The 6,883-nt window shown below is 71.7% G+C and carries 8 protein-coding genes; 5 read left to right on the forward strand and 3 right to left on the reverse strand.

Annotation, left to right across the window (positions count from 1 at the left end; all coding sequences use genetic code 11):
* Positions 1–23: 23 nt before the first annotated feature.
* Entirely contained in the window at positions 24–842 is an 819-nt protein-coding gene (locus tag DY245_RS17935; protein ID WP_128508274.1) for a polysaccharide deacetylase family protein, read from the reverse strand.
* 330 nt (positions 843–1,172) lie between these two features.
* Here DY245_RS17935 and DY245_RS17940 point away from each other — a divergent pair, with 330 nt between their 5' ends.
* From DY245_RS17940 to DY245_RS17950, 3 genes are read left to right on the forward strand one after another with little or no spacing between them, the layout of a single operon-like run.
* Complete coding sequence (locus tag DY245_RS17940) at positions 1,173–1,922, forward strand: ABC transporter permease (RefSeq protein WP_128508275.1); 750 nt, start codon at positions 1,173–1,175, stop codon at positions 1,920–1,922.
* Positions 1,919–2,593, forward strand: a complete 675-nt coding sequence (locus DY245_RS17945; RefSeq protein ID WP_128508276.1) for an ABC transporter permease — start codon at positions 1,919–1,921, stop codon at positions 2,591–2,593. The genes DY245_RS17940 and DY245_RS17945 overlap by 4 nt, the downstream gene beginning before the upstream one ends.
* Positions 2,590–3,540 carry an ABC transporter substrate-binding protein gene (locus DY245_RS17950; protein ID WP_244943106.1) on the forward strand — a complete coding sequence of 317 codons (951 nt, stop codon included), beginning with the start codon at positions 2,590–2,592 and terminating at the stop codon, positions 3,538–3,540. The genes DY245_RS17945 and DY245_RS17950 overlap by 4 nt, the downstream gene beginning before the upstream one ends.
* Positions 3,541–3,581: 41 nt before the next feature.
* Here DY245_RS17950 and DY245_RS17955 read toward each other — a convergent pair whose 3' ends face one another.
* Positions 3,582–4,739 carry an ABC transporter ATP-binding protein gene (locus tag DY245_RS17955; RefSeq protein ID WP_128508278.1) on the reverse strand — a complete coding sequence of 386 codons (1,158 nt, stop codon included), beginning with the start codon at positions 4,737–4,739 and terminating at the stop codon, positions 3,582–3,584.
* A 73-nt stretch (positions 4,740–4,812) separates the two neighbouring features.
* Complete coding sequence (locus DY245_RS17960; RefSeq protein WP_128508279.1) at positions 4,813–5,493, reverse strand: response regulator transcription factor; 681 nt, start codon at positions 5,491–5,493, stop codon at positions 4,813–4,815.
* Between the two features lie 81 nt (positions 5,494–5,574).
* Between DY245_RS17960 and DY245_RS17965 the strand changes: the two genes are divergently transcribed.
* The gene (locus DY245_RS17965) at positions 5,575–5,877 is read left to right on the forward strand and encodes a hypothetical protein (RefSeq protein WP_128508280.1); all 303 of its coding nucleotides are present in this window, start codon (positions 5,575–5,577) and stop codon (positions 5,875–5,877) included.
* Entirely contained in the window at positions 5,874–6,815 is a 942-nt protein-coding gene (locus DY245_RS17970; RefSeq protein ID WP_181923739.1) for an NADP-dependent oxidoreductase, read from the forward strand. Before DY245_RS17965 ends, DY245_RS17970 begins: the two co-directional genes overlap by 4 nt.
* The last annotated feature ends 68 nt before the right edge of the window (positions 6,816–6,883 follow it).

Below are 6,883 nucleotides of genomic sequence, written 5' to 3' on the forward strand. Positions count from 1 at the left end.
GGCCCGCACCCCGCGGGCCGGGCTCACGGCTTTTCGGGCCGGTAGGCCATCCCCGGCTCCGGCTTCGCCGGGGAGAGCAGCTGGGACACCGTGACGACCGTATAGCCGCGCTTCTTCAGCTCCTTGAGGATGCCCGGGACGGCCGGCACGGTCCCCTTGTAGATGTCGTGCAGCAGGATGATGCCGTCCCGCTGGGTCTGTTCGAGCACCCGCTTGGTGATCAGGGCCGAGTCATTGGTCTCGTAGTCCTTGGCGGTCACGCTCCACAGGACCTGTGCCAGGCCGAGATCCTTGCTGATCTCGGAGACCTCTCCGTCGGTCCGGCCCTGCGGCGGGCGCATCAGCGTGGGCGTCTTGCCGGTGATCTTGCGGACCGCTTCCTGCACGCGGGACAGCTCCCGCTTGGCCTCTTCGGGCTTGATCTCGGTCAGGATCTGGTGCGACCAGGTGTGGTTGGCCAGCTCATGCCCCTCGGCGTCGATCCGCCGCACCTCGGCGGGGCGCTTTTCGATGTGGTTCTTGCCGAGCATGAAGAAGGTCGCGTGCACCTTCTCCTCCTTGAGGATGTCCAGCAGCCGGTTGGTGTTCTCGCTGGGGCCCGCGTCGAAGGTGAGCGCGACGCACTTGGCCTTGCGGCAGTCGACCTGCGCGTCGCCGTCCTTCGAACCCTTCGCGTTCTTGGCGTCCTTCGTCTGCACCTCCGCCGCCGAGGCGTCGGCGCGGGCGTCGGCCGGTGCCGTGACGTCGAAGCTGGCGCAACCGCTGAGGGCCAGGACCAGGGAGGTGGCCGCCAGCAGCCCGGCTATGGACGTGCGGCGGGCCGCGGGAATCTGCTTCGGCATGCGGGTCTCTCCTCGGACGTAGGCGGTCGACAACGAGCCCTTGAGCTGCGCTTTCGGGCATGGCAAAGCCGACGCGTACGGGGGCGTGCCCCGCCGCGCCGACCCTCGGGCGAAGTGGTCGAACGGACTCAAGGGACTATACACAGGCAGTACACACTGCGTGTATACGTGGGGTGTGTACGCGGAGCACGTGGAGTGCGCAGGCGTGGACTGCGCGAGAAGTGCGCGTGGAGTGCGCGAGGAGCTGCCGCCGGCGGAGGCCGTCCGCGGTCCACCCCGATCGGACGCGTCCGCCGCGACACCCCGCCCCCGCCGGGGTGGACTCGTACCGTGACCGCACCGCCGCCGGACGACTGCCTGGCCCGTAACGACTGGATCTGCGGCGACTACCTGAGCACCCGCCGGCAGATCCTGCTGGACGCGGTCGCCCAGCACATCCAGCTGACGGTGATCTCGGTGGCGCTCGGGCTGCTGATCGCGGTCCCGCTGGCGCTGCTGGCCCGGCGCAGACGCTGGACGGTGGGGCCGGTGCTCGGCATCACCACCGTCATCTACACGATCCCGTCACTGGCGATGTTCTCGCTGCTGCTGCCGTTCTACGGGCTGTCCGCCACCCTCGTCGTGGTCGGCCTCGCCCTCTACTCCCTCACCCTGCTCGTACGGAACCTTCTGGCGGGGCTGGACGGTGTTCCCGCCGAGGCCAAGGAGGCCGCCCGTGGCATGGGCTATGGGCCGCTGCGCCAACTGCTGACCGTCGAGCTGCCGCTGGCCGTACCGGCCGCGATGGCCGGGCTGCGGATCGCCACGGTCTCGGCGGTCGCGCTCACCACCGTCGGCGCGATCGTCGGGTACGGCGGGCTGGGCAACCTCATCTACGCCGGTATGAATGCGTTCTTCAAGGCGCAGGTGCTCACCGCCTCCGTGCTGTGCGTGATCATCGCGGTCGTCCTCGATCTGCTGTTGCTCGGCGCGGAACGGCTGCTCACCCCGTGGCGGCGGGCGAGCCGGCAGGCCCGGCCGCGCGGCCGGGCGGTCGCGGGGGTGAAACGGCTGGTCGCGGCCCCCGGGCGGCGGACATGAACACCCTCTCCGCGGTCTGGACATGGCTGACCACCGGCGCCAACTGGGCGGGCGAGAACGGTGTCTGGCACCGTCTTGAACAGCACGTTGTGCTGACCTTCGCCTGCCTGGTCATCAGCGCCCTGATCGCGCTGCCGATCGCGCTGACCCTCGGACACCTCGGGCGCGGCGGCGCGCTGGCCGTCAATCTCGCCAACGTGGGCCGCGCGGTGCCGACCTTCGCCGTACTCGTGCTGCTTCTGCTCACGCCCATCGGCCGGTACGGGCAGTGGCCGACCATCATCGCGCTGGTGCTGTTCGCCATCCCGCCGCTGCTGACCAATGCGTACGTGGGGATGCGCGAGGTGGACCAGGACGTGGTGCGGGCGGCGCGGGGGATGGGGATGACCGGGATGCAGCTGGTGTGGCGGGTCGAGGTACCGCTCGCCTTTCCGCTCGTGCTGACCGGCATCCGGATCGCCGCGGTCCAGCTCGTAGCCACCGCCACGCTCGCCGCGCTGGTCGGCGGCGGCGGGCTCGGCCGGATCATCACCGCGGGGTTCAACCTGGCCAGCACCCCGCAGGTGGTCGCCGGCGCGGTGCTGGTCGCGGTGTTCGCGCTGCTGATGGAGGCCGCCTTCGAACTGGCGCAGCGGTGTGCGCCGGGGTGGGCGCGGGGGCGGGCCGGGTGAGAGCCGGCGCCACGGCCGTCGCGGTCCTCACGCTGCTGGGTCTCACGGCCTGCACCAGCGGCCCCTCCCTGGAGACCCGTGCCGCGATCACCGCCTCCCCCGGGGACAGCCACGATCTGGCCATCGGCTCGGCCGGCTTCACCGAGAGCGAGCTGCTCGCCCAGATGTACGCGGCGCTGCTCCGGCACGCCGGCTACCGGACCCATGTCCTCACGGTCGGCAACCGTGAGCTGTACGAACCCGCCCTGGAAGCCGGGCGGATCGATGTCGTCCCCGAGTACGCCGCCACCTTCGCGGACTGGCTCAACGCCAAGAACAAGGGCTCCAAGGCGCCCCCGGTCGCCTCGCCCGACCTCGACGCGACGCTGCGCGCGCTGCGCCGGCTGGCCGGCGCCCGCGGCCTGACCGTGCTCCGGGCCGGCCGGGCCGTCGACCAGAACGCCTTCGCGGTCAGCGCCGCCTACGCCCGTAAGCACCACCTCAAGACCCTCAGTGACCTGGGCCGTGCCAGACTGCCGGTGCGTCTCGCGGCGGGCGATGAGTGTGTCCAGCGGCCGTTCTGCGCGCCGGGGCTGAAGAAGACGTACGGGATCAACCTCACCGCCATCGACCCGAAGGGCGTCGGCACCACGCCCGCCAAGCAGGCCGTGCAGAACGGGCAGGACCAGATGGTGCTGACCACCAGCACCGATGCCACCCTCGACCGGTTCGGTCTGGTGCTGCTCGCCGACGACAAGAAGCTGCAGAACGCCGACTACGTCCTCCCCGTCGTCAACCGTGCCCGTGCGGGCGGCGAACGGCCGGCCGCCGCGCTCAACCGCCTCAACACGGTCCTGACCACCGCCGATCTGGCGAACCTCAATGAGCAGGTGGACAGCTGGCGGCGGCTGCCGGCGGATGTGGCGCGCCACTACCTCACCTCGAAGGGGCTGTTGCCCAGGAGCTGAAGCAAGCGCGCGGGTGTTTCACGTGAAACACCCGCGCGCACTCACCCGGTAGGAACCGAGTCCACCTCGGCCCGTTCCCGCGGCACGCCCCGCTCGTCCGCGTCGATGGTGCGGCGCAGCGCCTCATGGAGCCTGGTGGGGGTGAGTACGCCCAGGAAGCGCCGGCCGTCGAGGACCGCGATCCAGCCGGCGTCGTGTTTGAGCATCTCGCTGAAGGCCGCCTTGAGGGTGCCGCTCACCGGTACCCAGGCCTCCATACGGCGCGCGTGCCCGGCGACCGTGCCGTGCGCGCCGGCCAACTCCTCCATGCCCACCCAGCCGTGCAGTTCGCCCTCCTCGTCGAGCACCACGGCCCAGCGGGCACCATCGGCCCGCAGTCGGCTGGCCGCCTCCGCGGCCGGTTCGCCGAGGCGGGCGAACGGGGGGCGTTCGAGGTCGCCGCGGTCGATGCCGGTGACCGACAGCTGTTTCAACGCACGGTCGGTGCCGACGAATTCGGCGACGTACGGGGTGGCGGGGGCGCCGAGGACGCTCGCGGGGGTGTCGTACTGCTCGATCCGGCCCGCCCCGTAGACCGCGATCCGGTCGCCGAGCCGGATGGCCTCCTCGATGTCATGGGTGACCAGCAGCACCGTCTTGTGCATGGCGGCCTGCAGCCGCAGAAACTCCGTCTGGAGCCGGTCGCGGACCACCGGGTCGACCGCGCCGAACGGCTCGTCCATCAACAGCACGGGAGGGTCGGCGGCGAGCGCACGGGCCACCCCCACCCGCTGGCGCTGACCGCCGGAGAGCTGCTCGGGGTAGCGCGAGCCGTGGACGGCCGGGTCCAGGCCGACCAGTTCCAGGAGTTCGGCAGCCCGCTCGCGCGCCTTGGCCTTCTTCCAGCCGGTCAGAACGGGCACGGTCGCGGTGTTGTCGAGGACGGTGCGGTGCGGGAAGAGGCCGGTCTGCTGGATGACGTAACCGATCCGGCGGCGCAGCTTGACCGGGTCGACGCCGGCGATGTCCGAGCCCTCGACGAAGATCTTCCCCTGTGTGGGATCGATCAGCCGGTTGACCATCATCATGGTCGTGGTCTTGCCGCAGCCGGACGGTCCGACCAGGGTCACCAGTTCACCCTCGCCGACCTCGAAGGAGAGATCGTCGACGGCGGTGGTCCCGTCGGGGTAGCGCTTGGTGACGGACTCGAACCGGATCATTTGGCCATTGAATCCCGCTGCCCGTGACGGGTCCCGCCAAGCGGGCAATCGGGTGGGGCCGCTCCACGGACCGTCAGACCGCGCCCGACCCCGGCTCGTCGCTCACCCGGTACCCGGCGCCCGGCACACTCTCGATTACCGGCGGATCGCCGAGCTTGGCGCGCAGCGTGCTGAGCGTGACGCGGACGGCATTGGTGCGGTAGCTGGTGTGCTCCTCCCACACCTCCTCGATCAGATCGTCGCCGCTGACCACCGCGCCCTGGGCGCGCAGCAGCACCTCCAGCACCCCGAACTCCTGCCGCGACAGGGCCAGCGGCCGGCCGTCGCGTACGGCCAGCCGGCGCGCGGTGTCGACGGTGACACCGGCCCGCTCGATGACCGGCGGCAGGGCGGGGCGGGCCCGCCGGCCCAGCGCCAGGACCCGGGCGACCAGCTCCTCGTACGCGAACGGCTTGGTCAGATGGTCGTCTGCGCCCAGGCCGGAGCCCGCCGCCCGGTCGTGGACCGTGCCGGCCGCGGTGAGCACCAACACCCGGGTCGGCAGCCCCTGTTCGACGATATGGCGGCAGATCTCGTCGCCCTGCGGGCCGGGCAGATCGCGGTCCAGGACGAGCACGTCGTACGCGCCGAGCCGCAGCCTGGCCAGCGCCTCGCGGCCGTCATGGGCGATATCCGCCGCGATCGCCTCGCGGCGCAGACCCGCGCCGATCATGTCCGCGAGGAATTCCTCGTTCTCCACCACCAGAACGCGCATGGGCCATATGTACCCGAGGCGCGCCTGTCATCGAGGTGAACGTCGTCCGCCGCGGCCCCTCGGACCTGGGAATTCACCACGGTGGAGCCGAGCGGCGCCCTGCGGCGGGAGAAACGGAACGCGGCCCGCTGCCGGTCGCTGTCCGGCCGTACGGGCGGCCCGGCCGTCGCCGACACCCGCTCCGCAGGCGGTGCGGGCGTGCTGCCGCACCGGACGCGGCCGACGGGCGACACCGGCGAACGGGTGCTGGAGGCGGCCCGGTACGGGGGCCGTAAGAGTTGCTTCCGCCGCACCGCCTCCGCTCCTGCCGCCTCCGGCCCCATCGGCGTGCTTACGATCCACTTCGGCCACCGGTCGGAAGGGTGGAAGGGAACGCCACGATGAGAGCCGTAGCAGTCAGCGCATTTGGTGAACAGCCGCAGCTCATGGATCTGCCACAGCCCGAGCCAGGGCCCGGTGAGGTCCTGGTGCGGCTGTCCGCCGCCGGACTCAACCCCGTCGACTGGAAGATCGCCGATGGCATGTTCGGGGATGCCGTGCCGGCCGCCTTCCCGCTCGTCCTGGGGACGGACGGGGCGGGTGAGGTGCTCGCGATCGGGACCGGCGTACGGCGGTTCACCGTCGGCGACGCGGTGTTCGGCCAGTTCCAGCGGCCGGAGCAGGGCGGCGGTTCGTACTGCGAACTTGCCGTCGCCGAGGAGAGCCGGATCGCGCACGCCGCCCGCAGCGTCACCTACGCCACCTCCGCGGCGCTGCCGACGGCCGGCATGACCGCGTACAACCTGGTCGAGGAGACCCGGATCAGCGAGGGCAAGCGGGTGCTGATCGTCGGCGCGACCGGCGGCGTCGGCACCTTCGCCACGCAGCTGGCGGCCGGCCGCGGCGCCGAGGTGATCGCCACCGCGCGCGCGTCCAACGCGGAGCTGATGCGCACCCTGGGCGCCGCGGAGACCGTCGACCACACCGCGGGCCCGGTCGCCGACCAGGTCCTCGCGGCCCATCCGGACGGTGTGGATGTGCTGATCGACATGACCGGCGGCCCCGAAGAGTTCGGCGAGCTGACCCGGACCGTACGCGACGGGGGCACGGCCGTCTCGCTCATCGGCTCGGCCGACGCGGATGACCTGACCGAACACAACCTGCGCGGCTTCAACTTCGTCAACCGCCCCTCCCCGCAGCTTCTGGAGATCCTCGCGGGCCACATCGACGCGGGCCGTCTGACGGTCCTGGTGGGCCGCGAGGTGTCCCTGGAACAGGCCCCGGAGGCCCTGGCGGCCAGCCGCACCGGCCGGGCACAGGGGAAGACGGTCCTGGCGATCTGAGAGGCCGTCAGGATCCGCCGGTGGCGCGGGCGGCGAGCCGTCGCGCGCGCAGCGCCCGGGCCGCCGGC

The organism is Streptomyces inhibens, assembly GCF_003389455.1.
Classification (GTDB): Bacteria; Actinomycetota; Actinomycetes; order Streptomycetales; family Streptomycetaceae; genus Streptomyces; species Streptomyces inhibens.